The 25,576-nt window shown below is 70.4% G+C and carries 25 protein-coding genes and 1 pseudogene; 12 read left to right on the plus strand and 14 right to left on the minus strand.

The window, feature by feature from the left end:
- Window positions 1-10: 10 nt before the first annotated feature.
- From RMT89_RS27600 to RMT89_RS27635, 8 genes are all read right to left on the minus strand, one after another.
- Complete coding sequence (locus RMT89_RS27600) at window positions 11-1,144, minus strand: ABC transporter substrate-binding protein (RefSeq protein WP_315886489.1); 1,134 nt, start codon at window positions 1,142-1,144, stop codon at window positions 11-13.
- The gene (locus RMT89_RS27605) at window positions 1,131-2,384 is read right to left on the minus strand and encodes a GTP-binding protein (protein WP_315886534.1); all 1,254 of its coding nucleotides are present in this window, start codon (window positions 2,382-2,384) and stop codon (window positions 1,131-1,133) included. Before RMT89_RS27605 ends, RMT89_RS27600 begins: the two co-directional genes overlap by 14 nt.
- Before the next feature lie 133 nt (window positions 2,385-2,517).
- Window positions 2,518-3,426, minus strand: a complete 909-nt coding sequence (gene cysD, locus RMT89_RS27610; RefSeq protein WP_315886490.1) for a sulfate adenylyltransferase subunit CysD — start codon at window positions 3,424-3,426, stop codon at window positions 2,518-2,520.
- Window positions 3,423-3,971 carry an adenylyl-sulfate kinase gene (cysC, locus tag RMT89_RS27615; RefSeq protein ID WP_315886491.1) on the minus strand — a complete coding sequence of 183 codons (549 nt, stop codon included), beginning with the start codon at window positions 3,969-3,971 and terminating at the stop codon, window positions 3,423-3,425. Before cysC ends, cysD begins: the two co-directional genes overlap by 4 nt.
- The gene (locus tag RMT89_RS27620) at window positions 3,968-5,080 is read right to left on the minus strand and encodes a sulfotransferase (RefSeq protein WP_315886492.1); all 1,113 of its coding nucleotides are present in this window, start codon (window positions 5,078-5,080) and stop codon (window positions 3,968-3,970) included. Before RMT89_RS27620 ends, cysC begins: the two co-directional genes overlap by 4 nt.
- 107 nt (window positions 5,081-5,187) lie before the next feature.
- On the minus strand, window positions 5,188-6,273 hold the full coding sequence (locus RMT89_RS27625; RefSeq protein ID WP_315886493.1) for a 3-oxoacyl-[acyl-carrier-protein] synthase III C-terminal domain-containing protein: 1,086 nt from the start codon (window positions 6,271-6,273) through the stop codon (window positions 5,188-5,190).
- 351 nt (window positions 6,274-6,624) lie between these two features.
- Entirely contained in the window at window positions 6,625-9,006 is a 2,382-nt protein-coding gene (locus tag RMT89_RS27630; protein ID WP_315886494.1) for an MMPL family transporter, read from the minus strand.
- A gap of 116 nt (window positions 9,007-9,122) precedes the next feature.
- Window positions 9,123-9,848 (minus strand): DUF2993 domain-containing protein, encoded by a 726-nt coding sequence (locus RMT89_RS27635; protein ID WP_315886495.1) that lies wholly within the window; start codon window positions 9,846-9,848, stop codon window positions 9,123-9,125.
- A gap of 74 nt (window positions 9,849-9,922) precedes the next feature.
- On the opposite strand from RMT89_RS27635, the gene RMT89_RS27640 reads away from it, so the two are divergent.
- The 3 genes from RMT89_RS27640 to RMT89_RS27650 all read left to right on the plus strand — a co-directional run bounded on the left by RMT89_RS27640 (window position 9,923) and on the right by RMT89_RS27650 (window position 12,295).
- Window positions 9,923-10,543 carry a TetR family transcriptional regulator gene (locus tag RMT89_RS27640; RefSeq protein WP_315886496.1) on the plus strand — a complete coding sequence of 207 codons (621 nt, stop codon included), beginning with the start codon at window positions 9,923-9,925 and terminating at the stop codon, window positions 10,541-10,543.
- A 139-nt stretch (window positions 10,544-10,682) separates the two neighbouring features.
- The gene (locus RMT89_RS27645) at window positions 10,683-11,456 is read left to right on the plus strand and encodes an IclR family transcriptional regulator (RefSeq protein WP_315886497.1); all 774 of its coding nucleotides are present in this window, start codon (window positions 10,683-10,685) and stop codon (window positions 11,454-11,456) included.
- Complete coding sequence (locus RMT89_RS27650; RefSeq protein WP_315886498.1) at window positions 11,453-12,295, plus strand: SMP-30/gluconolactonase/LRE family protein; 843 nt, start codon at window positions 11,453-11,455, stop codon at window positions 12,293-12,295. The genes RMT89_RS27645 and RMT89_RS27650 overlap by 4 nt, the downstream gene beginning before the upstream one ends.
- 84 nt (window positions 12,296-12,379) lie before the next feature.
- On the opposite strand, the gene RMT89_RS27655 is transcribed toward RMT89_RS27650, so the two are convergent.
- From RMT89_RS27655 to RMT89_RS27665, 3 genes are read right to left on the minus strand one after another with little or no spacing between them, the layout of a single operon-like run.
- On the minus strand, window positions 12,380-13,783 hold the full coding sequence (locus RMT89_RS27655; protein ID WP_315886499.1) for an FAD-dependent oxidoreductase: 1,404 nt from the start codon (window positions 13,781-13,783) through the stop codon (window positions 12,380-12,382).
- Complete coding sequence (locus RMT89_RS27660; protein WP_315886500.1) at window positions 13,776-15,005, minus strand: MAB_1171c family putative transporter; 1,230 nt, start codon at window positions 15,003-15,005, stop codon at window positions 13,776-13,778. The genes RMT89_RS27655 and RMT89_RS27660 overlap by 8 nt, the downstream gene beginning before the upstream one ends.
- Window positions 15,002-15,601 (minus strand): toxin-antitoxin system, toxin component family protein, encoded by a 600-nt coding sequence (locus RMT89_RS27665; RefSeq protein WP_315886501.1) that lies wholly within the window; start codon window positions 15,599-15,601, stop codon window positions 15,002-15,004. The genes RMT89_RS27660 and RMT89_RS27665 overlap by 4 nt, the downstream gene beginning before the upstream one ends.
- A gap of 236 nt (window positions 15,602-15,837) precedes the next feature.
- Between RMT89_RS27665 and RMT89_RS27670 the strand changes: the two genes are divergently transcribed.
- From RMT89_RS27670 to RMT89_RS27700, 7 genes are all read left to right on the plus strand, one after another.
- Window positions 15,838-17,187, plus strand: a complete 1,350-nt coding sequence (locus tag RMT89_RS27670; RefSeq protein ID WP_315886502.1) for an extracellular solute-binding protein — start codon at window positions 15,838-15,840, stop codon at window positions 17,185-17,187.
- Complete coding sequence (locus RMT89_RS27675; protein ID WP_315886503.1) at window positions 17,184-18,125, plus strand: sugar ABC transporter permease; 942 nt, start codon at window positions 17,184-17,186, stop codon at window positions 18,123-18,125. Before RMT89_RS27670 ends, RMT89_RS27675 begins: the two co-directional genes overlap by 4 nt.
- The gene (locus RMT89_RS27680; protein ID WP_315886504.1) at window positions 18,122-18,979 is read left to right on the plus strand and encodes a carbohydrate ABC transporter permease; all 858 of its coding nucleotides are present in this window, start codon (window positions 18,122-18,124) and stop codon (window positions 18,977-18,979) included. The genes RMT89_RS27675 and RMT89_RS27680 overlap by 4 nt, the downstream gene beginning before the upstream one ends.
- Entirely contained in the window at window positions 18,976-19,947 is a 972-nt protein-coding gene (locus RMT89_RS27685) for an arabinan endo-1,5-alpha-L-arabinosidase (protein WP_315886505.1), read from the plus strand. Before RMT89_RS27680 ends, RMT89_RS27685 begins: the two co-directional genes overlap by 4 nt.
- 105 nt (window positions 19,948-20,052) lie before the next feature.
- Window positions 20,053-21,567 (plus strand): alpha-N-arabinofuranosidase, encoded by a 1,515-nt coding sequence (locus RMT89_RS27690; protein WP_315886506.1) that lies wholly within the window; start codon window positions 20,053-20,055, stop codon window positions 21,565-21,567.
- Between the two features lie 10 nt (window positions 21,568-21,577).
- Window positions 21,578-22,036 (plus strand): Rrf2 family transcriptional regulator, encoded by a 459-nt coding sequence (locus RMT89_RS27695; protein WP_315886507.1) that lies wholly within the window; start codon window positions 21,578-21,580, stop codon window positions 22,034-22,036.
- A gap of 265 nt (window positions 22,037-22,301) precedes the next feature.
- Window positions 22,302-22,520 (plus strand): TSUP family transporter, encoded by a 219-nt coding sequence (locus RMT89_RS27700; RefSeq protein WP_315886508.1) that lies wholly within the window; start codon window positions 22,302-22,304, stop codon window positions 22,518-22,520.
- On the opposite strand, the gene RMT89_RS27705 is transcribed toward RMT89_RS27700, so the two are convergent.
- The 3 genes and pseudogenes from RMT89_RS27705 to RMT89_RS27715 form a co-directional block, all read right to left on the minus strand.
- A complete protein-coding gene (locus tag RMT89_RS27705) occupies window positions 22,487-22,750 on the minus strand; it encodes a DUF397 domain-containing protein (RefSeq protein ID WP_315886509.1) in 264 nt (87 codons plus the stop codon). The genes RMT89_RS27700 and RMT89_RS27705 overlap by 34 nt on opposite strands.
- Window positions 22,747-22,881 (minus strand): annotated as a pseudogene (locus tag RMT89_RS27710) (transcriptional regulator); the annotation flags it as partial. The gene RMT89_RS27705 and the pseudogene RMT89_RS27710, both read right to left, overlap by 4 nt.
- 170 nt (window positions 22,882-23,051) lie before the next feature.
- On the minus strand, window positions 23,052-23,786 hold the full coding sequence (locus RMT89_RS27715; protein ID WP_315886510.1) for a helix-turn-helix transcriptional regulator: 735 nt from the start codon (window positions 23,784-23,786) through the stop codon (window positions 23,052-23,054).
- A 131-nt stretch (window positions 23,787-23,917) separates the two neighbouring features.
- Between RMT89_RS27715 and RMT89_RS27720 the strand changes: the two genes are divergently transcribed.
- Together RMT89_RS27720 and RMT89_RS27725 are read left to right on the plus strand one after the other, a co-directional pair.
- A complete protein-coding gene (locus tag RMT89_RS27720; RefSeq protein ID WP_315886511.1) occupies window positions 23,918-24,385 on the plus strand; it encodes an ATP-binding protein in 468 nt (155 codons plus the stop codon).
- A gap of 187 nt (window positions 24,386-24,572) precedes the next feature.
- On the plus strand, window positions 24,573-25,571 hold the full coding sequence (locus RMT89_RS27725) for an arabinan endo-1,5-alpha-L-arabinosidase (protein WP_315886512.1): 999 nt from the start codon (window positions 24,573-24,575) through the stop codon (window positions 25,569-25,571).
- Window positions 25,572-25,576 lie beyond the last annotated feature (5 nt).

Here is a 25,576-nt window from a genome sequence, read left to right on the forward strand (position 1 = left end):
ATCCTTCGGTTCAGGTGGTCGGAGTGGCCGCGACACCGAGTCCGGCGTCGTCCACGGCCGGTTCGCCCCGCTGGGCGAGGACCCGGTTGAGGAGGCGCAGATCGACGATTCCGTCCAGGGCCTCACGGCTTCCGTCGAGCAGCCCGAGCCGGTCGGCCCGGTCCGCCTCCTCGGCGAGCGTCGCGGCGAGCGGATCGTCGGTGAGGCTCACATGCCGCCAGGCCGCGTCGAGGACACCGGGCTCCAGTGGCCGGCCGGTCACGGTCGCGATGGCGTCGTTGACGGCGGCCTTCCCTTGGGCGGGGTCGCTCTTCAGCCAGGCGCCTGCGCGGACCGAACCGCGCAGCACGGCCTCGACGACGTCCGGATGGTCGGCCAGGAACGACGGGGACACCACCACCAGGGCGGTGACGAACGCGCCGTCGTCCCACAGGTCCGACTCGTCGAGGAGCACCCGTCCGCCGGCGGCGACGAGCTGCGCGGCCACCGGCTCCGGCACCCACGCTCCGTCGATCGTGCCCCGCCGGAAGCTGGTCGGGATCTCCTTGGACGACTGCCGTACCACCGTGACGTCACCGCGCCCGGTGCGCGGATCCACCTCCCAGCCCTGCTCGCGGATCCAGTGCAGCAGCGCGACGTCCTGGGTGTTGCCCGCCTCCGGCGTCGCGATCCTGAGCCCCCGGACGTCGGTGCCGCGCACCTTCGCGTCGCCGTCGACGACCAGCGCGACCCCTCCCGAGGCGGCGCCCGAGACGATCCGCAGTCCGCGTCCCTCGGACCGCAGATAGCCGTTGACGGCGGGCGACGGTCCCATCCACGCGATGTCCACGGCGCCCGCGTTCAGCGCCTCCAGCGCCGACGGGCCCCCGTTGAAGACCTGCGTGCGCAGCCGGGTGCCGCCCAGCTCGCGAGTGAAGAAGCCCTTCTGGACACCGGCCAGCGCGGTGGCATGGGTGACGTTGGCGAAGTAGCCGACGGAGACCTCGTCCGCCGACAGCGGTGGTCCGGTGCCCACGGCCGGTGCCACCGCCCCCGGCGCCCGGGACCCGTAGCCGCAGCCCGCCGCCAGAAACAGCAGCAGGAGCAGCGCGAGGGCCGCGCGGAGCGGACGCCGGGAGCGGGGGAACATCTCAGGCAGCCGCATCGGGGGGTCCCGGAGTGGTCGCGCCGACCATGCCCGCGGTCAGCGTGGCGCCGTCGGCCGGGTCGATCAGTACGAAGGAGCCGGTGCGCCGGCTGTCCTCGTACCGGTCGAACGCCAGCCGTTCGGCGGTGCGCAGGGCGACCTGGCCGATCTCGTTCAAATCGAGCCGTCCCGGCCCCGGGATCCGGCGGACCACCGCGCGCACGGTGCGCGTGGTGTGCTTCAGGAGCACGTGGTCCCCGGGTTTCAGTGGCCGCTCGTGCAGATGGCACACGGCCGCTTCGACATCCCGGGACACCGTCGGAAGCGCCGCCGCCGGGACGATCAGGTCACCCCGGGAGATGTCCAGGTCGTCGGCGAGCCGCAGCGCGCCGGACTGCGGCGAGCGGATCAGCTCGGCCGGGGCGCCCAGCACATCGATGCCGGTGACGGTGGTGGTGCGCCCGGACGGCAGCACGGTGACCCGGTCGCCCACCCGTAGCGCACCGGCGGCGACCTGACCGGCGTAGAGGCGGACGTCTCCGGAGCGGATGACGTACTGGACCGGGAACCGGGCGGGTCCGTCGGTCACCTCGTCCGCGACGGGGACGTTCTCCAGGTGCGCGAGGACGGTCGGGCCTTCGTACCAGTCCATGCGCGTGGACTTCTCGACGACGTTGTCACCGGCGAGCGCGGAGATCGGGATGGCGGTGACCTCGGGAATGCCGAGCTCGGCGACGATCCGGTCGAACTCCTCGACGATGCCCCGGAACACTGACCGTTCGTAGCCGACGAGGTCCATCTTGTTGACGGCGAGGACCACGTGCGGCACCCGCAGCAGCGCCGCGACGGCCGCGTGCCGCCGGGTCTGCTCGACCACGCCCTTGCGGGCGTCGACGAGGATCACGGTCAGCGTGGCCGTGGAGGCGCCGGTGACCATGTTGCGGGTGTACTGCACATGTCCGGGGGTGTCGGCCAGGATGAACCGGCGCCGGGGCGTGGCGAAGTAGCGGTAGGCGACGTCGATGGTGATGCCCTGCTCGCGCTCGGCGCGCAGCCCGTCGGTGAGCAGGGCCAGTTCGGGGCCCTCGCCGGAGGACGCGCGGGCGACGGCCTCCAACTGGTCGGCGAGGACGGACTTCGAGTCGTGCAGCAGTCGTCCCACGAGGGTGGACTTGCCGTCGTCCACCGAGCCGGCGGTGGCCCAGCGGAGCAGGTCCGCCTCGGCCGCGGTCGCTTCGGACGGCTGGGCGGTGGCCATGGGGTTCACAGGTCCTTTCCGCGCTCCGGACCCGGCGGTCAGCCGGGACCTGGCTTCCTGGAAGATGCCGCGCACCATCAGCGCGGCGGTGGAATGAGGGGGATGGCCGAGGGCCGTCAGGTCGGCGGTCACGTCAGAAGTACCCCTCGCGTTTGCGGTCCTCCATCGCGGCCTCCGACAGCCGGTCGTCGGCGCGGGTGGCGCCGCGCTCGGTGAGCCGGGAGGCGGTGATCTCGACGATCACCTCGTCGACCTCGGACGCCTCGGACAGCACGGCGCCGGTGCAGGACATGTCGCCGACGGTGCGGTAGCGCACCCGGCGCTTCTCCACCGGCTCACCGTCCCGCGGGCCGCCCCAGTCGCCCGGCGCCAGCCACATCCCGGACCGCAGGAACACCTCCCGCTCGTGCGCGAAGTAGATGGACGGCAGCTCGATGCCCTCGCGGGCTATGTACTGCCACACGTCCAGCTCGGTCCAGTTGGACAGCGGAAAGATGCGCACATGCTCGCCGGGCAGGTGACGGCCGTTGTACAGCTGCCACAGCTCGGGCCGCTGGCGGCGCGGGTCCCACGTACCGAACTCGTCCCGCAGGGAGAAGACCCGCTCCTTGGCCCGTGCCTTCTCTTCGTCGCGCCGCCCGCCGCCGAACACCGCGTCGAACCCGCCGCCGCTGATCGCCTCCAGCAGCGGCAGCGTCTGGAGCGGATTGCGGGTGCCGTCAGGGCGTTCGCGCAGCACACCCCGGTCGATGTAGTCCTGTACGGACGCCACATGGAGGGTGAGCCCATGTGCGGCCACCACATGGTCCCGGTAGGCGAGCACCTCGGGGAAGTTGTGCCCGGTGTCCACATGCAGCAGCGCGAACGGCACCGGCGCCGGTGCGAACGCCTTCAGCGCCAGATGCAGCATCACCACGGAGTCCTTGCCGCCGGAGAACAGCAGCACCGGCCTCTCGAACTCGCCGGCCACCTCCCGGAAGATGTACGCCGCCTCCGCCTCCAGGACGTCGGTGTGTCCGAGCCGCGCGGCGACCGTCGTCACAGCACCCCCCGTTGGGCCATCAGCGCGTGCACGGCGTTCACCGACTCGTCCACGGACTGCAGTTGGGTCTCCACCTTCGCGTCCGGGTTCTGCGGAGGCTCGTAGGGGTCGTCGATGCCGGTGAGACCGGACAGCCGCCCGGCGCGGGCCTGCGCGTACAGGCCCTTCACATCGCGTACGGCACACACCTGGAGCGGCGTGGCGACATGCACCTCCAGATACGGGGTGGCGCTCGCCTCGTGCCGCTTGCGGACCGCCTCCCGGCTGTCGGCGTACGGCGCGATGACCGGGACCAGCACCAGGATGCCGTTGCGTGCCAGCACCTCGGCGACCAGGCCGATGCGCTGCACGTTGGTGTCCCGGTCCTCGCGGGTGAAGCCGAGGCCGGCGCTGAGGAAGGTGCGTATCTCGTCGCCGTCGAGCACTTCGACCCGCCGCCCCTCCCGGGTGAGGCGGCTTGCCAGTGCCTGGGCCAGCGTCGTCTTGCCGGAGCTGGGCAGCCCGGTCAGCCACACCGTGGCGCCCGGGGTCGGCGGGGTCCTCATGCGCTGCTCCTTGCCGTCGTGCCGGCCACGGGGACGACACCGTGCGCGGCGAGCACGGAGAACCCGGCGGCGCACGCCTGGTCCAGCTCCGCGCGCTCGGCGTCGGGCAGGTCGCGCCAGGACGACGAGGGCGCGCCCACCTTGGCCGCGCACCGGCGCTCCCAGTCGCTGTCGACGAAGTCCGCGCCGAGGAACTCGCCGATACGGTGCAGGGACTCCTCGGGCGCGGCGAGCAGGTCCTCGTACCACAGGTGCAGCACGTTCTCCTGCGGCAGCACGGACATCGCCTCCATGCCGCGCTTCATCTCGTCGGCCCAGTACGTGCCGAACAGCGAGACCGGGAGCCGGTAGTCGCGCACGGCGTCCGCGTCGAAACGATCCGGCAGGAACGGCAGCAGCTCCTCCGGTACGAAGCCCAGGTCCCGTTCGGCGTCCGGCCCGGGAGTCTCGGCGTACGGGTCGTGGCCGAGGGTGAGATGCAGTGCCATCACCACCGCCGCCATCCGGAAGCCGGTGTGACGGCTCATCGACAGCGCGGTGTCCCGGCCGTCGCGCACGATGTGCAGATAGCGGGCGTCGGGGAAGTGCTCGCGGAACTGCCCGGCGAGGATCAGCGAGCCTCCGCTGCGCTCGGCCCACAGGGTCTTGCCGAAACGGGTGCACAGCCAGGCGAACATGCGCCGGTAGTGCTCGCCGGCCCGGGCGTCCGGGAACTCGGCGACGGCCGCCCCGAGTTCGTCGTAGAGCTCGTCGGGGGTGTCGGAGAGGTGGGGGAGGGTGGTCATCAGGACGGCCGGGATACCGGTGGCGGCCTGGAAGCGGGTGGTCGGCGAGGGGCGGTAGAGGACTTCCCTGGGGGCCAGGCCGTGGGCGCCCAGCAGTCGGTTGACGGTGTTGCGGGAGGACAGGACCTCCCAGAACTCCGCCGCCGTGAGGGGGCCTTCGGGGAAGACCCGGGCGGTGATCCGGTACATGTCCGTGAGGTGGTTGAAGAGCTCGCTCAGGCTGAGGGCCTGCGGGTGCTCGCGCAGCAGCTCGGAGACCAGGGTCGAGCCGCAGCGTCCGGTGCCGGTGACGAAGACCTGGCCCGGTGAGGTCGGAGTGGGCATGGCGCAGCTGTTCCTTCCGTGCGTCCTTGGGGCGGTGTCCGTGGGTCGTGCGGAAAGGTGCTTCGGGCGGGCCGACGGAGTGCGGTCCGTCGGTGCCCCGGCCGGTGTCAGGACCGGCGCAGCAGGGCCGCGTACAGCGTCAGGCCAGGTCCGAAGGCCATGGCGACCACCGGTCCTTCGGTGCGGGGCAGGCGCTCGAGGACCATCAGGACGGTGGGCGAGGAGCAGTTGCCGCACTCGTCGAGGACGCCGTAGGAGGCGTCGAGCGCGCCGGCGGGCAGTTCGAGCCGCTCGCCGACGACCTCAAGGATGCGCTTGCCGCCCGGGTGCACGGCCCAGCCGGTGACCTCCTCGGGCTTGAGGCCGTGCGGGGCGAGCAGCTGGTCGCGGACCACCTCGCCGACGTGCTGCGCGAGGACGTCGGGCACCCTCGGCGAGAGGCCCATCTTGAAGCCGAGATCGGTGATCTGCCAGCTCATGAGGTCGGCGGTGCTGTGGTCGGTGACCGCGACGACGTCGATGACCTCGAAGCCGGAGCCGGCGTCGGGCTCCAGGACGACGGCCGCGGCGGCGTCGGCGAACAGCGCGTGCGCCACGATCTGTTCGATGTCCTGGGTGGGCGGCTGGACGTGCAGCGAGGTCAGCTCCAGGCAGAGCAGCACCGCCGGACGGCCGCGCGAGGCGACGAAGTCGGAGACGGCGCCGAGTGAGGGGACGGCGGCGTAGCAGCCCATGTGGCCGATGAACAGCCGCTGGACCTTGCTGCTCATGCCCAGCTCGTCCGCGAGCCGTAAGTCGAGGCCGGGCGTGGTGTAGCCGGTACAGGAGGCGACGGCCAGCATGCCCACGTCCGACGGGGCCAGGCCCGCGGACTCCAGGGCCGCGGAGACGGTGCGCTTGCCCAGCGGCACGGCCTCCTCGATGTAGCGCTCCATGCGCTGTCCGGTGCTCCAGCCGGACACTTCCCGCTCGGCGCGCGGGTCCACGGCCGTGGAGCGGGAGCTGATTCCGGAATTCTCGAATATCCGGCGTGCCAGCGGGAAGCCGTCGTAGTGCTCCAGGAAGAATTCCTTCCAAAGGTCGTCCTGGCTGGTCCGGGTATCCGGAAAGGAATGCGAGGACCCGGTGATGACGGGGCGCGCGGCGGCGCGCAGCCCATGGCGGGCAGGGGCGATTTTCTCTTCGAGGTGCATGCGTGTTTCCCTTGGCTTTCGGGTGGCGTAATAGAGGGAATCGTGCGTGCCGATGGAAGCCGACCCGGCTTCTTTGCACAGGTCAGGCCATCCAAGTGAACATGCGCCAAACGGGCGCATGGAAGATGGAAAGAAGAGTGGTCAGACTCTCCCCCGTTCGATCCGGATCCGATCCGGTGACCTCAGTCAAACACGGGAGTTCCGGTGGAATCAAATATTCCAGGGTAAATTTCCTCGCCGGTAACATTGAGCGGCGCAAAAACGTCGGCCTGCCTCCGGGTAAACCCGGAAGGCAGGCCGACGTCGTGTTATTCGGTCCGGTTCTGATGTCTGGAATCAAATCCTGGTAATTCAGCCAGAGCCGGCATTGATTTCGGTCAGGGGCCGCGCGGGTTCGGTGCGGGCCGGCTGGTGCAGCCGTGCGCCCTCGATGTCCAGATCGGGCAGCAGCCGGTCCAGACCGCGTGGCAGCCACCAGGCGCCGCGTCCCACCATCGCCAGGACCGCCGGTACCAGGGTCATCCGTACGACGAAGGCGTCCACGAGCACGCCGAACGCCAGTGAGAACGCGATGGGTTTGACGATCGCGTCCTCCGTCGTCACGAAGCTGGCGAAGACGAAGAACATGATGAGCGCCGCCGCCGTCACCACCCGCGAGGCCTGTCCGGCCCCGTCGACCACCGCGTCCCTGGCCCGGCCGGTGCGCACCCACTCCTCGCGCATGCTGGACACCAGGAAGACCTCGTAGTCCATGGCGAGTCCGAAGAGCACCGCCATCAGCACGATCGGCAGGAAGCTGACGACGGGTCCGGTCCTGGCCACGCCCAGCGCGTCGGCGAGCCAGCCCCACTGGAACACGGCCACGACCGCACCGAAGGACGCCGCCACCGACAGCAGGAACCCGACGGTCGCCTTGACCGGCACGACCAGCGAGCGGAAGACCAGCAGCAGAAGAATCAGACAGAGCCCGACGACGACGGCCGCGTACGGCAGCAGTGACGCGCTCAGCCGGTCGGAGACGTCGATCCCGATCGCCGTGGTGCCGGTGACGGACACGGCGGCGCCGGTCTCCCGCTCGATGGCGGACGCGTCGCCGCGGATGGTGTCCACGAGGTCCTGCGTGGACTCGTCCTGCGGTCCGCCCTCGGGCACGACCTGGATCACCGCCCGCCCGGACTCCGGCGCGTACTGCGGCTGACCGACCTTGACCACTCCCGGCAGCTCCTGCAGCCGTCCGGCCACCGCGGCCGCCTGCTGCTGCCCGGCCTGCCCCTGGGTGTCCGCCTCGGCGAGCACGAGCAGCGGCCCGTTGAAGCCGGGCCCGAACGCCTCGTCGACGGTGTCGTACGTCTCGCGCTGCGACGTCCCGTGCGCCGCCGTGCCGTTGTCGGGCAGCGCGAGCCGCAGGTCGGCGGCGGGCAGCGCCAGGGTCACCAGGGCGGCGACGGTGCCGACGACGACGAGCAGCGGGCGCCGGGTGACGAGCCGGGCCCAGCGCTGCCCCATGACGGAGGCCTTTGCTGCGGCCTGCTCCGTGGCCTGCTGCGTGGCTTCTCCCGAAGCTTCTTCCGTGGCCTGCTGCGTGGCTTCTCCCGTAGCTTCTTCCGTGGCCTGCTCCGTGGCTTCTCCCGAAGCTTCATCCGTGGCCTGCTCCGTGGCCTTTTCTGTGATCCCCGCAGGAACCTCCCCCGCGGCAACAGCCGCCCGCCGCGCGGCCCGTGACCCCGGCCGGGGCGCGAGCCGTGCGCCCGCGAGGCCGAACAGCGCCGGCAGCAGCGTCACCGCGACCAGCACGGCGATGAGCACCGTCGCCGCCGCACTCAGACCCATGACCGTCAGGAACGGGATACGCACCACGACCAGCCCGACCAGCGCGATGACGACCGTCGTCCCGGCGAAGACCACCGCGCTGCCCGCCGTCCCGACCGCCCGTCCCGCCGACTCGCGCGGTTCCATTCCCTGGGCGAGCTGGGTCCGGTGCCGGGACAGCACGAAGAGCGCGTAGTCGATGCCCACCGCAAGACCGAGCATGAGCGCGAGGCTCAGCGCGGTCGACGACACCGTCACCCCCGAGGACAGCGCCAGCAGCCCGGCGAGCCCGGTGCCGATGCCGGCGAAGGCGGTCAGCAGCGGCATCCCGGCGGCGAGCAGCGAGCCGAAGGTGAGGGCGAGCACCGCCAACGCGACCACGACACCGAGGAGTTCGAGGACGCTGGGGGTGAGTACGCCGTTGCCGTACGCCTGACCGCCGACGGAGACCTCAAGACCCGCCTCCTCGGCGGCCTTGGTGGTCTCCTCCAGCGAGTCGAGCGTGCCGTCGTCCAGGTCGGAGCGGCTGACGTCGTAGTTGACCTGGGCGAGTGCGGTGCGTCCGTCGGGGGTCACCGTGCCGGCCTTGTCGGGCGGGATCACCGCGGCGACCTGCGGGGCGTCCTGCGCGGCGGCCAGGGTCCCCTGGATGCCCTGCGTGGCCCTTGGGTCGGTGACCTTGGCGCCCTCGGGCGCGGTGAACACGATCTGGGCGCTGGTGCCCGCGGCGGCCGGGAAGTCCTCGGCCATCGTGTCCTGCGCCCGCTGGGATTCGGAGCCGGGAATCGTGAACTCGTTGTCGAGCTTGCCGCCCACGACGAGCAGCGCGCAGACGGCGCCGGTCAGCACGGCGAGCCAGGCCGCCAGGACGAGCCGCCGACGGCGGTAGGCGCCGAGACCGAGCCGATAGAGCCAAGTCGCCACGGAGATGCTCCTCGTGCAGTAGTTGCAAGTGCGGTGGGGGGGAGTGGGGGCGTCGGACGGGGGACGGGTCAGGCGTTCACGGTCGTACTGGGTCAGGCGTTCACGGTCGTACTGGGTCAGGCGTTCACGGTCGTACTGCCTCCCGCCAGCTCCAGGCGCAGCCCGTCGGCGGTGACGTCGAGCCGTTCCGGCTCCAGGCCGAGGGGCAGTCCCGACAGGTCGACCTCCTGCGGGGCGTCCCCGAGCAGTTGCCCGGCGAGGGCCTCCGGGACGACGCGATCGCCGACGCGCACGGTGGTGCGCTCGAACCGGATGCCCTCCTGCTCAAGGACAGGCCGGAAACCGACGGAGATCCGTCCGGCCGGCCCGGCGTGCACCACCAGCTCGCCCGTTTCCTGATCGGTGGTGACCGCCGCGATGTTCAGCGCGCCCTCGGTCATCGTGGCGACGGCACCGGCCAGGGCCGTGTCCGTCAGTTCGGCGCTGACCTGGGTGTCGGCCACCGACAGTCCGTCGCCGGTGCGGACCACATCGGCGAGTTCGGCGTGCAGGTCCACCCCGGAGAACCGGCGGAACGTCGCGCCCTCGCCGGAGACCTCCACGCGGGGGAAGGACCCACGGGCCAGTTGCAGCATCACCGGTGTCGGTCCGAAGCCCACGTCAAGGCTGGTGTCCAGGCGCTTCTCCATGCGGTCCGCGAGCCGGTCGGCCGCCTGCTGACGTGCCACCGCCTCGACGGCACCCCCGGTGACCAGCACGGCGCCGACCACGCCCAGGGTGATCAGGCGGGCCCTGCGGGAGATCCGGCCACGGAGCACACGCCCCCTCCCAAAAAGTGTCATGACTGACAGCATACAGAACCTGTCATGACTGACAGATTCTGGACCGTCGGTTTTCCGCCTGAGATACTCCGCACATGGCAACCCTCGACACCTCCACCGCGGAGCCACGCGGGCGTCGCGAGGCGCACAAGGCGGCGACCCGCAAGGCCCTCCAGGAGGCCGCCCACCGCATGTTCGAGGAGCGTGGCTACGCGCAGACCACCGTGCGGGACATCGCGGCGGCCGCCGGGGTCACCGAGCGGACCTTCTTCCGCTACTTCCCCTCCAAGGAGGACCTGGTCCTCGACGAGGTCCTCGACCTCATCCCGGTCATGCGGGCCCATGTCGTGGCCCGCCCCGCCGGCGAGGACTCCTATACCGCCGTCCTGGGCGCCTGTCTCGACCTCATCGCCGACGGCGCCCCCGCCCTGATGTTCAGTGGGCCGCCGCAGCGCTTTCCCGGCCGGTCGGTGCGCCAGTTCCTGCCGGTGCTCAGCCAGTTCGAGGACGGTCTCGCCGACGCCCTGCGGGAGCGGCTCGCCGAGCATGATCCCGACCCGGCCACGCCCCTGCGCGCGGCCGTGCTGGCCCGGGCCGCTGCCGGCGCGATGCGCTCCGCGCTGTTCGCGTACGCCGGTCTGCCGGAGGAGGAACGCACGCCCGCCGTGGCACACGAACTGCTGGCTTCCGCGTTCGAGTACCTCCGGGAGTCATGAGCGCGCGACACCCGGACACCGGGTCGCCGCAGGCCCATTGCCCAGGCAAACCCACCATGAGTAGCCTATGTTCGTCATTCCGATCGGCTGTTGAAATTTCGAACACAGCCCTACAGACATCAAAGGGAGGGGGCCGGACGTGGGACGCCTCGTACCTGCCGTGACCCGGGCTCTCGACATCCTTGAGCTCTTCCTCGACGGGGACGGCACACTCTCCGCCCCCGACATCGTGCGCAAGCTCCAGCTCCCGCGCACCACCGTGCACGAACTCGTCACCACGCTCGCCGCGCGGTCCTACATCGTCCCGGTGCCGGGGCAGCCGGGCCGCTACCGGCTGGGCGTACGGCCGTACCAGCTCGGCAGCCGGTACGCCGAGCAGCTCGACCTCGCCGCCGAGGGCCAGCAGGTGGCCCGGTCGGTCGCCGAGACCTGCGACGAGACCGTACACGTGGCGATCCTCGAGGGCACCGACGTCATCTACATCGCCAAGGTCGACTCCACGCACGCCGTGCGCATGGTGTCGGCGGCCGGCCGTCGCCTGCCCGCCCACTGCACCTCCGTCGGCAAGATGCTGCTGGCGTCCCTGCCGGAGCCGGAACTCACCTCGCGTATCCCGGACAACGCCGAGCTGGTCGCGATGACCCCCAACAGCATCACCGACCCGGCCGTTCTGCGCGAGGCCCTTGCCGGGATCCGCACGCGCGGGATCGCCGTGGAGAGCCGCGAGTCCAACCCGGACGTCTCCTGCGTCGCCGCCCCGGTACGGGACCGCACCGGCCGGGTCGTCGCCGCGCTGTCCATCTCCGTGCCGATGATCCGCTGGAGCGAGGAGCGCAAGGCGGAGCTGGAGCAGCTCGCCGCCAAGGGCGCCGCCGAGCTCTCCGAGCGCCTCGGCCACCGGAGCCCGGCATGACGTACGAAGTGGCCGTTCGCGCGGAAGCGACTCTCGGTGAAGGGCCCACCTGGGACCCCGTCACCGGCCGGCTGATCTGGATCGACATCCTCGGCTCCCGTGTCCACACCTACGATCCCTCCTCCGGCCGTCGCACCGGCCGGACCACCGACCAGCACGTCGGCGCCGTCAAGCCCCGCGCGAACGGCGGCCTCGTCCTCAACCTCCGCGACGGCGTCGCGGTCCTCGACCCCGACGGCTCCTTCCGCTGGCTCCACCACGAGCCCGTGCCGGGCCGCCGAGCCAACGACGCCGCCGTCGCCCCCGACGGCTCCCTGTGGGCCGGCACGATGCGCTACGACGAGGCCCCGGGCGGCGGCACCCTGTCCCGGATCGGCTCCGACGGCTCCGTCACCGCCGTCCTCGACGACGTCGCCGTCAGCAACGGCACCGGCTGGAGCCCCGACGGCCGTCGCATGTACTACATCGACTCGCCCACCCGTCGTGTCGACGTCTTCGACCATGCGGACGGGGCCGTCACCCACCGCCGTCCGCTGACCGAGATCGAGGACGGCGCCGGCTTCCCGGACGGCCTCACCGTCGACGCCGACGGCTGCGTGTGGGTGGCGCTGTGGGACGGCGGGGCGGTACGGCGGTACACGCCCGACGGCAGGCTGGACCGGGAGATCACCCTCCCCACCCCCCGGATCACGGCCTGCGCCTTCGGCGGCGCGGACCTCACCGACCTCTACATCACCACGGCCCGGGTGGGCCTTGAGGCCCCGCATCCGGTGGCGGGCTCGCTGCTGGTGGTGCCGGGGGCGGGCAAGGGACTGCCCCAGCAGCCGTTCGCCGGGTGAGCGGACCGGCCCAGGGGCGCGGGGGTGTCATGTGCGGCTCCGCCGCGTGCCGGCGACCAGCCCCCTGAACCCGCAGCCGAACGGCTACTGCAGCCCCGCCCGCTTCAACTCGTCAGCAGTCAAAGGGGGCTCGGTCAAACCCGGCTTCAACGGCCCCACGACCGCCGCCAACAGCACCGGCGGAGTCAACAGCACCTCCGCCCGCCGCTCCAGTGATGTCACGTCCGTCATGCGGCGGGCGATCCGCCCGTTGCCCGTGGCGGTGTACATCAGCCGGTCCACGTAGGCGGCGACCAGACGGTCCCGCAGCGTGGGACCGTTCTCCGTCGCGCCCGGGTAGAACACGTCCTGGCTGATGGCCAGGTCCCAGGCCGCGCCGACCGGCCGGGCGACCGCCTTCTGGACACGACGGGACAGCCCGGGCGCGCCCCAGCCGTGACGCTTCGTCAGTTGCCGTAGGAGCAGTGCGCTCTGGGCGGCCACGGACAGGCCATGGCCGTAGATCGGGTTGTACGCGGCCACCGCGTCGCCGAGCACGGTGAAGTTCGCGGGCCAGGTGGGCATCCGCTCGTAGAAGTAGCGGCGGTTGACGGTGGCGCGGGTGAACGCCACGTCGGACAGCGGCTCGGCCTCCCGCAGCAGGTCGCCGATGAGCGGATGGCGCAGTTCCTCGCGGGCGAAGCGGACGAAGTCGTCGTTCGACGGGGAGGGCTCGCCGCCCCGGGTGCCGTTCACGGTGACGATCCAGCGGCCGTCCTCGATGGGCAGCAGGAAGCCCGCCCGGCCCGGTCCGCCGGTGTGCGGGTCGGGCTGCACGTTGACGACCGGGAAGCCGTCCCGGGCCGCTTCGGGGGCGAGGTAGAGCCGGCTCGCGTACGCCAGACCGGAGTCGACCTCGCGCCGCTCGGGCGCGGGCAGCCCCAGTTCCGTCAGCCACCGGGACGCTCCGGAACCCCGGCCGGTGGCGTCGACGACCAGGCCCGCGTCGATGGTCCGTTCGCGGCCGTCGCCCTCGCGTACCCGGACCCCGGTGACGGCCTCCGGACTGCCCGCGAGGCCCAGGACCTCGGTGCCCTGGAGCAGCTGGACCCGCCCGTCCGCGAGGACCTGCGCACGGATCGTCGCGTCGAGCAGGTCCCGCCCGGCCAGGATCACATGGTGGGACTCGGGCCAGCGCCGGAACCAGCCCTGCGACGACAGTCCGACGACGTCCGTGGTGACCGGCGAGCGCCGTGCCCCGGCGTCCCGGAGCAGACCGGTGACGCCCGGCAGCAGCCGCTCCAGAGCCCGCACACCACCGGACCACAGCATGTGGGCGTGCCGGGCCTGCGGCAGCCCTTTGCGCGGCTCGGCTCCCGAGGGCAGCTCATCGCGTTCGACGACGAGGACCCGGTCGGCGAGGCCGGTCAGCGCCCGCGCCGCGAGCATGCCCGTGTGGGATCCCCCCAGGACTACGGCGACTCTTGCGGTGGAGGGGCGTTCACTCATGCGCGGACATGCTCTCTGCCGGGACGGCCGCGCGGGCGCGGACCGCCTTGATTTCGTCGGGTCTGCGCAGGGCCTGGGCCACGGCCTGGATCTCCTGCAGCAGGTAGGTGGTGTCGGGGTCGCCGGGGCCGTCGCTCTCCGGGCGGCGGCGCTTGGTCTCGACGGCGTCCAGGATGGTCACGGCGGCGGCGAGGGCCTGTGCCCGGCCGTGCCCGAAACCGAGGGCGAGGGCCGCGTCGTGGGACCGGACGCGCAGGTCCTCGTCGAGGAACCGGGACAGTTGCAGGAGGGCGTCGCGGATGAACGTCTCCCGGCGGATCAGTCGCATCTCGGGGGTGGAGCGCAGGGCGAGTGGCTCGCGGCTGCCCGCGACGGTCCGCATCAGCCGGGCGAGAGGCTTGAGGTTGCGGTGCCGGCGGCGGACCAGCCAGCGCTCGTGGAGGTACTGGCCGGCGTGCGGGACGATGAAGCCGGTCGCGACCAGAGTGGCGGCGATGCAGGCCGCCGAGGGCGCGATGTTGGTGTTCAGCCAGTCCAGGTCGTGGCCGGTCCAGCGGGCCACCACGGCCGTGAGCTTGGCGGCGCTGAAGAGCAGGTTCGTCGCGTAGCCGATCCCCAGGAACCTCAGGCCCCAGCGCAGCCAGGCGTCGAGTCCGTCGGTGCGGATCCAGTTCCAGACGAGGCGGGCCGTGACCGAGCAGGCCACGGTGTGCGCGACCAGGTAGAGGAGGATCTCCTCGCGCATGAACGGGGTGGTGGCGTAGTACGTGTCCAGGTCCCGGGTCCGCTCCACGGGCACGTCGGCGAGCGCGAACAGCACCCACAGCGCGACGACGACGCCCGCGTAGACGGAGACCACCCACCGGGTCGCGCGCCGGGTCTGCGCGCGGCGGTCGCTGCGGCCGTTGCGCCAGTGGACGACCAGCAGCAGCCAGGACGCCGACAGCGCGGTGAGCAGGGAGTACACCCAGGGCGCCGCGATGTTGGGCACTCCGGTGACCCGGTTGGTCCAGGCGATCGTGCTCGGGGCCGCGAAGACGAACACCGCGCAGGCGAACAGCAGCAGGCCGCCGACGGCGCGCAGCATCGGGTCCCGCCACAGCTTGACGATGCTGGGCAGTTTGATGGCCAGGGCCGCGGACAGGACCACGGTGGGCAGCCAGAAGGAGATGTACAGCCCGCTGAAGAGGTTGCCCGTCGCGAGCGAACCGGTGTGGGTCACCGCTCCGCACCCCTGCGTCCGCGATAACCCATGGACCGCTCCAGCGGGTTGAGGGACATACGACCGCCCCGGCCCGAGAGGTACGGGTGGAACGCCGCCGCCAACCGGTGCCCGAAGTCGTCCGCCTCCGCCTCGTCCGTCGCCCGGGAGCCGTCGCGCGCGGCCACCGTGAGGGCGATGTCGTCCCAGCCGGGCCGCCCGGCGAAGGCGTGTGCGGCGGCCGTACCCATGCCGTGGTCGTGCCGGTGCCCGGCATGCAGATGCCACAACTCATGGCCCAGGATGACCAGTTGCTGCATGGCCTCGGCCCGTTCCTCGACGATGACCAGGTCGAAGTCCTGGAACTCCACCCACAGGCCGGTGACTTCGATCTCGTCGGGGAACCGCTCGAAGCGCAGTTCGACGGGCCGTCCGCCGCGGCGGGCCGTCACCTCCTCGCACAGCGCCCGGCAGACCTCGTGCACCCCGGCGGGGGGAGTGGGTCTGGACCGCAGCGCGGCGTTCAGTTCGCCCGTCAGCCGACGCATCGCGGAGCCGGTTCTCGCGCGCCGCAGCGCCGCGGCGACCCGCCCCGCCCTCTTGCGCGCGATGTCCATCGATCCCCCTTCTTGCCGTCACCCGGCAGTCCGTCCGAGCGTACGCGGCCGGAACTGGCCACGTCATGCGTTCCGATGACCGTTTGTCCAAGTGAGAACGACCGCTCGCGGTTCTGGAAATCTTGTCCCAGCCATTGACTGGAAACCGCTTCCTATCTACGGTCCCGTTCGAAGTTACGGGCACCTTTCGAAATACCGAACCACCTGAACCTCTTCTCCGACTGTAAGGGCAGGCAATGGGACGACCTGACCTGAATCGCAGGCAACTGCTCGCCGCCGCCGGCGGTTTGGCCGTCGCCGGAAGCTTCGGCTTCGCGGCCCTCGGGACCGGGGCCGACGCACTCGCCTCCGGCGCCGACACCCGGGTGCGCTACTGGAACCTCTTCAGTGGCGGCGACGGCTCCAACATGATCGCGATGCTGGATGCCTTCCGTAAGGAGAACCCCGGCATCGCGGTCAAGGACTCCACGCTCCAGTGGGGCAACCCCTTCTACACCAAACTCGCCATGGCGGCAGCCGGCAACCGGGCCCCCGAGCTCGGCGTCATGCACATGGGCCGGGTCGCGGGCTTCTCACCGGGCCGGCTCCTCGACCCGTGGGACGAGGCCCTCCTCGCCGGCTACGGGGTGCGCAAGGAGGACTTCAACCCCGCGCTGTGGAACCGCGGTGTCATCGACGGCAAGCTCTACGCCCTGCCGCTCGACATCCACGTCCAGCTCTGCTTCTACCGCAAGGACGTGCTGAAGCAGGCGGATCTGCTCGGCGACGACGGCCGGATGATCCCGGTCACCTCCACCGACGAGTGGTTCGACGTCCTGAAGAGGGCCAAGGCGGTCCAGAAGAAGGGCCTGCAGACCATCGGCCTGTGGACCAACGACCAGAACTTCCAGTGGTGGTTCTTCGTCGCCTTCTACACCCAGCTCGGCGGCCAGTGGTTCAACGACGACAACACCGAGGTCCTCTTCGACTCCGACAAGGCCACCCAGGTCCTGGAGTTCCTCCGGCAGCACGTCACCGACGGCTATGTCATCCCCGGTGCCCCCACCGGCGAGCAGTTCATCAACGGCGCCCCCTTCACCTGGGAGGGCAACTGGTCGGTGCCGGTCTTCTCCGGCGCGAAGCTGGACTACGGCGCCACCCCGCTGCCCGCCGTCTTCGGCAAGCAGGCCACCCACGCCGAGTCGCACGCCTTCGTCCTGCCGCACCAGGCGGGCCGCGGCGGCGCCACCAACGAGGCCGCGCACAAGCTGGCCGCGTACGTCGTCCAGCACGCCCAGCAGTGGGCGGCCGGCGGCCACATCCCCGCGTACACCCCGACGCTCGCCACGGACGCGTACCGAAAGCTCACCCCGCAGAACGAGTACGTGAGCGCCATGGACCACCAGGCCACCGAGCCGAAGGTGTGGTTCGCGGGCTCCACCGGCGTCCTCGCCCAGGACCTCGGCCCGGTCGTCGTCTCCTCGACGATGGGCTCCGCCAAGCCGGCCGCCGTCGCCGAAACGATGAGGAGCCGCCTCATCAAGCTCCTCGCCTCGAAGAACCCGATGGACGGCAGGACCGCCGCGCAAGGAGGTGCGGTCGCATGACGACGACCAGTGCTGAGACCGTCATCTCACCGGCGCGGGCGAAGACGGCCGCGGCCGGCGCGACCGTCCGCCGCAAGCAGGGCTTCCAGCACGGGGGTTGGTTCATCGCCCCGTTCCTGGCCCTGTTCGCGCTGTTCGTGATCTGGCCGCTGCTGCGCGGCCTCTACCTCAGCTTCACGGACGCCAACATCTCCGGCGAGGGCGCGAGCTTTGTCGGCCTCGACAACTACCGTGACGCGCTGAACGACACGGCGATGTGGGACGCGCTCGGCCGCAGCGCGTACTTCACGCTGCTCGTCGTGCCCTGCATCACGGTCCTGGCCTTCCTGCTCGCGATGCTCGCGCACCACATCGAGCGCGGCAAATGGCTGTGGCGGCTGTGCTTCTTCGCGCCGTTCCTGCTGCCGTCGACGGTCGCGGCCAACATGTGGCAGTGGCTGTTCACCCAGGGGATCGGCCTGTTCAACGAGACCTTCGGTCTGACCACACCCTGGCTCACCGACAAGTCGTACGCCATGCTCGCCATCGTCATCACCACCCTGTGGTGGACGGTCGGCTTCAGCTTCCTGCTCTATCTCGCCGCGCTCCAGGGCATCCCCGAGCACCTCTACGAGGCCGCCAAGCTGGACGGCGCGAACGCCTGGCACCGCATCGTCCACATCACCCTGCCGATGCTGCGCAACATCACGGGACTGGTGATCGCGCTCCAGATCCTCGCCTCGCTCCAGCTCTTCGACCAGGCCGTGGTGATGATGGACTTCGGTCCGGGACCCGAGCTCAGCACCAGGTCGTTCGTGCAGTACACGCTCGAACAGGGCTTCACCAGCTACCGCGTGGGCTACGCCTCCGCGATGTCCATCATCTTCTTCGTGATCATCGCGGCCGTCGCCCTCGCGCGGATGGCGCTGCTGCGCAACCGTGAGGAGGCCACCCGATGAGCACCGCTCAGATCCGGGTCAAGTCCCGCAAGCCCTGGACGCCCAGCCAGATCGTGCTCACGCTGATCGGCGTCGCCGTCTCCGCCGTCTTCATGGCGCCGATCGCCGCGGCCCTGCTGACCTCGCTCAAGTCCGAGGCCGAGGCGGCCGAGATCCCGCCGCACTGGCTCCCGGAGGTCTGGACGGGCCAGGCGTGGAAGTCGCTGTGGGAGACCGGCAACGTCACCAACTGGTTCGTCAACTCCCTGGTCGTCTCGGTCTGTGTCACCACCATCGTCCTGGTCGTCAGCGCGCTCGCCGGATACGGCTTCGCCCGCACCGAGTTCCGCGGCAAGAACGTCCTGCTGGGCGTGGTGATGGCGGGCCTGATGATCTCCCCGGCGGTCCTCGGCGTTCCCCTGTTCACCACGGTCCAGCAGATGGGGATGGTCGACACCTACTGGGGCATGATCCTGCCGCAGTGCGCGCCGGCCGCGATGGTCTACATCCTCTACAAGTTCTTCCAGGGCATCCCGCGCGAGCTGGAGGAGGCCGCGTTCATCGACGGCGCGGGCCGCTGGCGGGTCTTCTTCACCATCGTCGTCCCGCTCGCCCGCCCCTCCCTCGCGGCGGTCGGCATCTTCACCTTCATCGCCTCGTGGAACAACTTCCTGTGGCCGTACATGGTGACCAACAACCCCGACCTGATGACCATGCCGAACGGCATCGCGACCGTCATGAACTCCTACGGCATCCAGTGGGCCCAGCTCATGGCCGGCGGCCTGATGGCGGGCCTGCCCCTCATCGTCGTCTTCGTCTTCTTCCAGCGGCAGATCGTGGCGGGCGTCGCCCACACGGGATTGGCGGGACAGTGACCATCCGCAGAACCCTCACCGCCGTCGCGACGGCGGCCGTCCTGGCCCTGCTGCCCAACGCGGCACAGGCGGCGGAGAGTTACCCCGACCCCCGGCCGGTCACCGGCCAGCAGATCATCCACGACCCGACCGTCATCCGCCTCAAGTCCGGTGAGTACGCCGCCTATTCGACGGGCGGAGTGATCGGCGCCCGCCTCTCGAAGGACGGCAAACAGTGGGACGACGCGGGCAACGCCTTCGCCGAGCCCCCGAGCTGGTGGTACGAGTACAACAACACCGGTGACCCCTGGGCCCCGGACATCTCCTACCGCGCGGGCACGTACTGGCTGTACTACGCCGTCTCGTCCTGGGGCACCAACCACTCCGCGATCGGGGTGGCCACCTCCCCCTCCGGCCTCCCCGGCACCTGGACCGACCACGGCAAGGTCTTCAGCTCCGAGAAGACCGACGACTGGAACGCCATCGACCCCGCCCTGATCAAGGCGGACGGCAAGCTGTGGATGTCCTTCGGCTCGTACTGGACGGGCATCCGCATGGTGGAGCTGAACCCCGCCACCGGCAAGGCGGTCGAGGGCGCCACGGTCCAGCACCTCGCCACCCGCCCGGACCTCCCGTACGCCGTCGAGGGCCCGTACATCGTCAAACACGGCCGCTACTACTACCTCTTCGCCTCCTACGACGCCTGCTGCTCGGGCGTGAACTCCACCTACAAGATCAAGGTGGGCCGCTCGACGGACATCAAGGGCCCCTACGTGGACAGCACGGGCAAGCCGATGCTGGAGGGCGGCGGCGACCTGGTCCTGGAGGGCCACGGCCGCTTCATCGGCACCGGCGGCCAGTCGGTCTTCCAGGACAAGGGCAGCGACTGGCTGGCCTACCACTACTACGACGCACAGGACAACGGCACGCCGAAGCTGGGCCTGAACAGGCTGAGCTGGAAGGCGAACGGCTGGCCGAGCGTCCTTTAGGGGCGCGGGGCCGTGTCGATATGCGGCTCCGCCGCGTGAGCGCGACCAGCCCCCACGCACCCGCAGCCGCCGACAACGCAGAACCACCTCCTTCGAAAGGCGACCATGCACACCGCCCGCTTCACCCTCGACCCGGCCTTCACCGTCGGCGAAGTGAACCCCCGCCTCTTCGGCTCCTTCGTGGAACACCTGGGCCGCTGCGTATACACCGGCATCTACGAACCGGACCACCCCGCAGCCGACGAAGCCGGCATCCGCCAAGACGTACTGGACCTCGTCCGCGAACTCGGCGTCACCGCCATCCGCTACCCCGGCGGAAACTTCGTCTCCGGCTTCAAGTGGGAAGACTCCGTGGGCCCCGTCGAAGACCGCCCCCGCCGCCTGGACCTCTCCTGGCACTCGACGGAGACCAACCGCTTCGGCCTCTCCGAGTACATCGCCTTCCTGAGGAAGATCGGCCCCCAGGCCGAACCCATGATGGCCGTGAACCTCGGCACCCGAGGCGTCGCCGAGGCCATCGAACTCCAGGAGTACGCCAACCACCCCTCCGGCACGGCACTCTCCGACCTCCGCCGCAGCCACGGCGACAAGGACCCCTTCGGCATCCGCCTGTGGTGCCTGGGCAACGAGATGGACGGCCCCTGGCAGACCGGCCACAAGACGGCCGAGGAGTACGGCCGGATCGCCGCCGAGACGGCCCGCGCCATGCGCCAGATCGACCCGGCCGTCGAACTCGTCGCCTGCGGCAGCTCCGGCCAGTCGATGGAGACCTTCGCCGCATGGGAGGCGACGGTCCTCAAGGAGACGTACGACCTCGTCGACTACATCTCCCTGCACGCCTACTACGAGCCCGTCGACGGTGACGTCGACTCCTTCCTCGCCTCCGCGGTCGACATGGAGTCCTTCATCGAGAACGTGGTCGCCACCTGCGACCACATCGGCGCCCGGCTGAAGTCCAAGAAGAAGATCAACCTCTCCTTCGACGAGTGGAACGTCTGGTACCTGTCCCGCTGGCAGGAGCAGGCGACCACGTTCGGGCAGGACGACTGGCCGGAGGCCCCCCGGCTGCTGGAGGACAACTACAGCGTCACCGACGCCGTCGTCTTCGGCTCGCTCCTGATCGCCCTGCTCCGGCACGCGGACCGCGTCACGGTCGCCTGTCTCGCGCAGCTCGTGAACGTCATCGCCCCGATCATGACCGAGCCCGGCGGCCCGGCCTGGCGGCAGACGACGTTCTTCCCGTTCGCGCAGGCCGCGCGGTACGGCCGCGGCCAGGTCCTCGACGTACGGGTGGACTCGCCGACGTACGGGACGAGGAAGTACGGCGAGGCCGATCTGCTGCACGCCACCGCCGTACGCGCCGAGGACGGCACGGTCACCGTGTTCGCGGTGAACCGCGGCCGCACCGAGTCGCTGCCGCTCGAAGTCGCGCTCACCGGACTGGACCTCACGCGGATCATCGAGCACAGCGCGCTCGCCGACGCCGACCCGGACGCCCGCAACACCCTCGACGAGCCCGAGCGCGTCACCCCGCACCCGGTCGAGGGCGCAGCCCTCCAGGACGGCACCCTCACCGCCGTACTGGAGCCACTGTCCTGGAACGTGATCCGGCTGGGGTGACAATGGTCGTATGAGGATCTCGGCACGGGCGGACTACGCGGTACGAGCGGTACTGGAGCTCGCCGTACGGCACGACGACGGCCCGGTGAAGGCGGAGACCATCGCCACCGCGCAGGACATTCCGCACAAGTTCCTGGAGGGCATCCTCGGCGACCTCCGCCGCGCCGGTCTGGTCGACAGCCGGCGCGGCGGCAACGGCGGCTACCGGCTGGCCCGGGACGCGTCGGCGATCACCGTCGCCGATGTGATCCGGGCCGTCGACGGCCCCATCGTCTCCGTGCGCGGGGTCCGCCCGACCGGTCTGTCCTACGCCGGTTCGGCCGAGCCGCTGCTGCCGCTGTGGATCGCGCTGCGCGCCAACGTCCGCCGGATCCTGGAGGGCGTCACCATCGCGGACATCGCGGGCGGCACGCTGCCCGAGTCCGTCGAGCTGCTGGCCGCGGAACCCGCCGCCTGGGAGAACCCTTAGGGGGTGTTTTGAAAGTCCCGCACAGCACCCACGGCGCCCGGCACGCACCCTCGCCGCACCGGCCAAAGACCCAAGTACGTCCAGTACGAGGGCCTTCGTCCGGCACGCCGAGGGCACGCACCGAACACCGCGGGCACCGCACAGGACTTTCAAAACACCCCCTAGAGCCCTTTCTCAGCTCGCACTCAGCTTGATCCCCCAGCGTCCCGTCCCGTCCATTCCTACTCACCCGGTAGGAAACCCAGGGACAGGACGGTTACGACCCATGCGCACGCTGATACTGCTCGCCCTCGCGGGCCTGGGCGCCCAGTTCGTGGACGGCAGCCTCGGCATGGCCTACGGCGTCACCTCGACCACGCTGCTGCCGGCCATGGGCACCAACCCGGCCGCCGCCTCGGCCACCGTCCACCTCGCCGAGATCGGCACCACCCTGATGTCGGGCGCCGCGTATCACATCGCGTGGAAGGAGTGCCCCTCCGCCTGACCGGCGAGGAAGTCCGCCCAGACGGTGGGGGAGAGGGTGAGCTGCGGTCCCCGCCGGTCCTTGGAGTCGCGGACGTGGACGGTGGCGGGGGTGACGGCGACCTCGACGCAGTCGCCGGAGCCGCTGCTGCTGTAGCTCGACTTGTGCCAGGAGAGGGCCACTTCGACGCAGTCGTCGCCGGAACCGCCGCTGTAGCTGCTCTTGAACCAGGTCAGTTCGGACGTGCTCATAGGTCTCCTCGCATCCGCTGCAACAGGCCCATGGAGTCTGTGAGAGTGAGAGCCTGTGAGCGCATCCTGGCATACCGCATCTGGAGCATGCTGACCACCTTTGGGTCAGCGATGAACTGGCCGCTTTCCTGGGTCGCGTCCCGCGAGGTGGTGTAAGCGATCATGCGCTTCGCCTTCCGGTACCTGGCTCGCGATGATCTCTCCGTTGGCGCGGCACGCGAAGTGGCCCGGTCAGGCGCGGGGAGTGCCTCAGCCGGTCGAAGTACCCGGCGTGACCTGCGAGTTCCGGTCCGTTGATCGGCTACACCACCCGGCGGGACGCCATCCTTTCCTGCCCCTCGCAATAGGCGAACCACTGGTTCTCGGGGGTCTCCAGCAGCCGCATCGGGCCGTCCAGCCTCGCGTGGGTCTCCTGCTCCGTCGGCATGATCTGGAGCTCCACATTCCGCAGTTGGGCGATCTCCAGCACATGGTCGATGAGGTCCCGCGTGACCGCCACCCCACCCGTGTGCCGCCGGAACAGATGCTCCTCCAGGATGAAGGCGAACGCCGTGTTCGGCCGCTCCCGCAGCAGCCGTTGCCGTTCCGCCCGCGCGCTCCACTGCGCCTCGATCTGTTCGTCACTCAGCGGCGGAAGCTGGTTCGTGAACAGAGTCCGCGCATACGTCTCCGTCTGCAACAGCCCTGGAATCAACCGGCATTCGTACGTATAGAGCGTGATGGCGGTGGCCTCCAGCTGGGCCCACCGCCGAAACCAGGCCGCCAACCCCGGTTGCCGAGCCAGATGCCTCTCTGCCTTCCTCAGCGCACCCGTGTTCCCCAGCACCCCCTCCGCCCGCTCGCCGAACCGCGGATCCGGCATCCGCCGCCCCTGCTCGATCGACGCCACCGTGTGTTTCGAGAGCCCCACCCACTCCCCGAACTCCTCCCGGCTCAGCCCGGCATGCTCCCGCAGCGCCTGCACGACCGCCCCGAACGTCCGCAGACTGCCCGACGACTCCGGCTCCCCACCCGTCCCCACCGCACCATCGACCACCGTCGGTCACCTCCCGCGACCCATGGTTACGGTCAGTCATGCGTACTGTCCACCCCGTCACCGCGTACGCTCCCGCAGCGTACGCGCCGCCGACCTGGTGAAGTGCCGTGCGTGGGCGACAGATTGGGCGCATGACCGCACCGCGCACCTCCCACCCCCCGGTTACCGTAAGTGTGTTCACCCAGCGGCTCACCGCCACCCCGCGCGGCGCCCGCCTCGCCCGTCACCTCGCCCAGAGCCAGCTGCACGTCTGGGGCATCCCGCACGGCACCGACGTGTCGGACGCCGTTGCCGCGATCGTCGCCGAGCTGGCCACCAATGCCGTGACCCACGCCCGTGTTCCGGGCCGGGACTTCGAGCTGCGGCTGTCCCTCGTCAGCGGGAGTGTCCGAGTCGAGGTCAGCGACACCTGCGCCGAACGGCGACCACCCGAGCCCGCCGCCGTGAGGCCCCCGCACCCGCTCGACGAGTACGGCCGCGGACTCGTCCTTGTCCAGGCCTTCGCCGACCGCTGGGAGGTGCTGGAGCGGGAGCCTCCCGGCAAGACGGTCCGCGCCGAGGTGGACGTACCGAAGTGGCTGTCACTGTGGCGCCGTTGAAGACAGGAATGAATCGGACAGGAGGCCCCGAACCGCCGGCGTCTGCGGGTTTCCTCAGCTCGGCCTGCACAGCAGCGGCTTGTCCAGCTCGGCGCACGGGCGGTGGCCGTGGTGGCGCAGATGCTGCGCGAACCATTGACGCGCAAGGGGTTCGATTCTACGGTCCGGCCGTCCGAAGTAACGATCGTTGTTCGACATACAGAACAGGAGCGTTCGCGGGAGCCGCACCAGAACCGCTCTGCTCGCCCTCCCCGCCGCCGCGCTGCTGGCCCTCATCCCGTCCACTGCGTCGGCCTACCCCAACCCCGGCACCGTCACGGGCTCCACCGTCGTCCACGACCCGACGATGATCCGCACCTCGTCCGGGCAGTACCTGCTGTACGCCACCGGCGGTGGCATGGCCAGCAAGACGTCCGGCAACCGCATCGCCTTCAGCGCCGGCGCCGACGCCTTCTCCTCCCGCCCGAGCTGGTGGTCGACGTACTCCTCCGTGCCGGAGGCCTGGGCGCCGGACATCTCGTACCACGGCGGCAAGTACCTGATGTACTACTCCGTCTCGAAGTTCGGCTCCAACACCTCGGCGATCGGGCTCGCCACCTCCAGCACCGGCCAGCCGGGCAGCTGGACCGACCAGGGGACCGTCTACACCTCCGGCTCGTCCAGCGACTACAACGCCATCGACCCGAACCTCTTCGTCGACGGCGACGGCAAGTGGTGGCTGTCCTTCGGCAGTTGGTGGACCGGGATCAAGATGATCCAGATCAACCCGGCGACGGGCAAACAGCTCTCCACCAACACCACCCGCTACTCACTGGCCTCCCGCCCGACCGGCACCAAGGCGGTGGAGGCGCCGTACATCGTCAAGCGCAACGGCTACTACTACCTCTTCGCCTCGTACGACACCTGCTGCGCGGGCACCAGCTCGACGTACAAGGTGAAGGTGGGCCGCGCCACCAGTGTCACCGGGCCGTACTACGACAAGAACGGCGTGTCGATGATGAACAACGGCGGGACACCCGTACTGGAGTCGCAGGGCCGGTACATCGGCCCCGGCGGGCAGTCGATCATGAACGACGTCGACGGCGACCTGATCGTCTACCACTACTACGACGGCCAGGACAACGGCACGCCGAAGCTCGGCATCAACCTCCTGAACTGGAGCAGCGGATGGCCCGTCGCCTACTGACCTCG

It is taken from the genome of Streptomyces sp. P17 (assembly GCF_032436805.1).
GTDB lineage: Bacteria > Actinomycetota > Actinomycetes > Streptomycetales > Streptomycetaceae > Streptomyces.

Bases quoted from the DNA above. Each gene is read 5' to 3' on its own strand.
- RMT89_RS27600 (WP_315886489.1), bottom strand. From the start codon at position 1,144: ATGCGGCTGCCTGAGATGTTCCCCCGCTCCCGGCGTCCGCTCCGCGCG.
- RMT89_RS27605 (WP_315886534.1), bottom strand. From the start codon at position 2,384: ATGGCCACCGCCCAGCCGTCCGAAGCGACCGCGGCCGAGGCGGACCTG.
- cysC (WP_315886491.1), bottom strand. From the start codon at position 3,971: ATGAGGACCCCGCCGACCCCGGGCGCCACGGTGTGGCTGACCGGGCTG.
- RMT89_RS27620 (WP_315886492.1), bottom strand. From the start codon at position 5,080: ATGCCCACTCCGACCTCACCGGGCCAGGTCTTCGTCACCGGCACCGGA.
- RMT89_RS27625 (WP_315886493.1), bottom strand. From the start codon at position 6,273: ATGCACCTCGAAGAGAAAATCGCCCCTGCCCGCCATGGGCTGCGCGCC.
- RMT89_RS27635 (WP_315886495.1), bottom strand. From the start codon at position 9,848: ATGACACTTTTTGGGAGGGGGCGTGTGCTCCGTGGCCGGATCTCCCGC.
- RMT89_RS27640 (WP_315886496.1), top strand. From the start codon at position 9,923: ATGGCAACCCTCGACACCTCCACCGCGGAGCCACGCGGGCGTCGCGAG.
- RMT89_RS27650 (WP_315886498.1), top strand. From the start codon at position 11,453: ATGACGTACGAAGTGGCCGTTCGCGCGGAAGCGACTCTCGGTGAAGGG.
- RMT89_RS27655 (WP_315886499.1), bottom strand. From the start codon at position 13,783: ATGAGTGAACGCCCCTCCACCGCAAGAGTCGCCGTAGTCCTGGGGGGA.
- RMT89_RS27665 (WP_315886501.1), bottom strand. From the start codon at position 15,601: ATGGACATCGCGCGCAAGAGGGCGGGGCGGGTCGCCGCGGCGCTGCGG.
- RMT89_RS27670 (WP_315886502.1), top strand. From the start codon at position 15,838: ATGGGACGACCTGACCTGAATCGCAGGCAACTGCTCGCCGCCGCCGGC.
- RMT89_RS27675 (WP_315886503.1), top strand. From the start codon at position 17,184: ATGACGACGACCAGTGCTGAGACCGTCATCTCACCGGCGCGGGCGAAG.
- RMT89_RS27680 (WP_315886504.1), top strand. From the start codon at position 18,122: ATGAGCACCGCTCAGATCCGGGTCAAGTCCCGCAAGCCCTGGACGCCC.
- RMT89_RS27690 (WP_315886506.1), top strand. From the start codon at position 20,053: ATGCACACCGCCCGCTTCACCCTCGACCCGGCCTTCACCGTCGGCGAA.
- RMT89_RS27695 (WP_315886507.1), top strand. From the start codon at position 21,578: ATGAGGATCTCGGCACGGGCGGACTACGCGGTACGAGCGGTACTGGAG.
- RMT89_RS27700 (WP_315886508.1), top strand. From the start codon at position 22,302: ATGCGCACGCTGATACTGCTCGCCCTCGCGGGCCTGGGCGCCCAGTTC.
- RMT89_RS27705 (WP_315886509.1), bottom strand. From the start codon at position 22,750: ATGAGCACGTCCGAACTGACCTGGTTCAAGAGCAGCTACAGCGGCGGT.
- RMT89_RS27720 (WP_315886511.1), top strand. From the start codon at position 23,918: ATGACCGCACCGCGCACCTCCCACCCCCCGGTTACCGTAAGTGTGTTC.